The sequence below is a fragment of the Mycobacterium sp. genome (assembly GCF_050701675.1).
Classification (GTDB): domain Bacteria; phylum Actinomycetota; class Actinomycetes; order Mycobacteriales; family Mycobacteriaceae; genus Mycobacterium.
On record NZ_JBOGDD010000616.1, the window covers coordinates 1 to 2,340 of the forward strand.

The 2,340-nt window shown below is 63.3% G+C and carries 2 protein-coding genes; both read left to right on the top strand.

Translation table 11 applies throughout. The features are described 5' to 3' along the window. The first annotated feature begins 189 nt into the window (after positions 1-189). Positions 190-933 (top strand): GntR family transcriptional regulator, encoded by a 744-nt coding sequence (locus ACRDUX_RS19000; RefSeq protein WP_526415572.1) that lies wholly within the window; start codon positions 190-192, stop codon positions 931-933. Positions 934-1,034: 101 nt separating this feature from the next. Beyond that, the coding region (locus tag ACRDUX_RS19005; RefSeq protein WP_526415573.1) for an NCS1 family nucleobase:cation symporter-1 at positions 1,035-2,340 on the top strand (1,306 nt) is incomplete at its 3' end.

Sequence of the window (2,340 nt, forward strand, 5' to 3'; positions counted from 1 at the left end):
TGGTAGAACTGGCCGGTGCCGAACATTTCGGCTTCTCGCTCGTCCGCAGTTCCGCTGTGGGTGTCGGTCATGTCGGATGCTCCCTGGGCTGTGGGTTGGTCCTTTCACGATGACACTCCATCAATGACATGTCAATAGTGGAATGTAGTTGAGTGAACGGGCCTGACGGAAACGTAGGAGGATGACGAAATGTCGGCCCGCCGTCACTCCGCGCTGCTGTTCAGGCTCGCCTGGGCGAGCGACGCGACCGGAGAATCCAGGGTGAACCGCGGCAGTCGCTCACAGCAGACCATCGTCGACGAACTGCGGCGCGTCATCCTCGACGGCGCGGTGCCGCCGGGCACACCGATTCCGGTCAGCGAAGTCGCGGACCTCTTCGGTGTCAGCGCCATTCCCGTCCGGGAAAGCCTCAAGACACTGACCGGCGAGGGCCTGGTCGCACATCAGACCAACATCGGTTACGCGGTCGCCCAGCTGACCGCCCGCGAGCTCGCCGAGATGTACATCGTCCGCGAGACGCTGGAGTCGGCCGCGCTCGCTGCGGCAGTCGTCCGCGCCACCGACGACGAACGCGCACACGTCAAGGAGGTCAACCGGCTTCTGGAAGACGCCGTGACGGAAGACGATCCGCAGGCCTACCACCGGCAGAGCCGGCTCTTTCACATGGGCCTGACCAGACCGTCGGGCATGTTGCGATTGATCCACATGCTCGAATCCGCTTGGAACATCACCGAACCCGTTCAGGCCATGGTGCACGTCGAGCATTCGCAGCGCGCACGTTTGCACGAGGATCACCGCGAATTGCTCGATGCCTTCCTGGCCAGAGACGTCGACCGACTGCTCGCGTCGAGCGCCGCCCACCACCGCAACCTCAACGAGGTCGTGGCCACCCTGCCCGCCGATTCTGGTCTCGTCGCGGGCGACGACGGCTGAACGCAAAGAAGATATATTTTCGGCGCAACGGTCCCGCAACAACTCGTCGCTAGCTTTTCCCAATCGCTTTGCATCATTTGCACGCAGATCAGGAGCTAGCAATGACGAACGTCAAAGAGCCACCGCCCAGCGCCGTGATCACCGCGGGTGACATCGTCGAAGCCGCAGGCCATCCGGTCGGCAGCGGGCTGGTCAAGGAGTACTACGACCCGCGATTGACCAACGAGGACCTCGCGCCACTCGCCAAGCAGTCATGGTCGACGTACAACATCTTCGCGTTCTGGATGTCCGACGTACACAGCGTCGGCGGTTACGTCACGGCGGGCAGCCTCTTCGCACTCGGCCTGGCGAGCTGGCAGGTGCTCATCGCCCTCCTGGTGGGCATCGTCATCGTCTACTTCCTCTGCAACCTGGTCGCCAAGCCCAGCCAGCAGGCCGGTGTCCCCTATCCGGTGGTGTGCCGCAGCCCTTTCGGCGTGCTCGGCGCCAACATCCCGGCGATCATCCGCGGCCTGATCGCGGTGGCGTGGTATGGAATTCAGACTTATTTGGCGTCGGCGGCGCTGGACGTCGTACTGCTCAAGCTGTTCCCAGGGTTGGCGCCGTACGCCGACGTCGAGCAGTACGGCTTCACGGGGCTGTCGCTGCTCGGCTGGGGCAGCTTCACCCTGCTGTGGATCCTTCAGGCCGCCGTCTTCTGGCGCGGCATGGAATCGATCCGAAAGTTCATCGACTTCTGCGGCCCCGCCGTCTATGTCGTGATGTTCATCCTGTGCGGCTACCTGCTGTGGAAGTCGGGCTGGCACGTCAGCCTGTCCCTCGGTGGCGAGAAGAAGGGCAACACGCTGGTCGTCATGCTCGGTGCGATCGCGCTGGTGGTGTCCTACTTCTCCGGCCCGATGCTGAACTTCGGTGACTTCGCCCGCTACGGCAAGAGCTTCACCGCCGTGAAGAAGGGCAACTTCCTGGGGCTGCCGGTGAACTTCCTGGTGTTCTCGTTGCTCGTCGTCGTCACGGCGGCCGCGACGGTTCCGGTGTTCGGCGAACTGCTCACCGATCCGGTCGCCACCGTCGCCCGGATCGACAGCGTGACCGCAATCGTGTTGGGCGCGTTGACGTTCTCCATCGCCACCGTCGGCATCAACATCGTCGCCAACTTCATCTCACCCGCGTTCGACTTCTCGAACGTCAGCCCACAGAAGATCAGCTGGCGGATGGGCGGCATGATCGCCGCCGTCGGCTCGGTGCTCCTGACGCCGTGGAACCTCTACGGCAACCCGGAGGTCATCCACTACACGTTGGAGACGCTCGGCGCCTTCATCGGGCCGTTGTTCGGCGTCCTGATCGCCGACTTCTACCTGGTTCGCAAGCAGAAGATCGTCGTCGACGACCTGTTCACCATGGCCA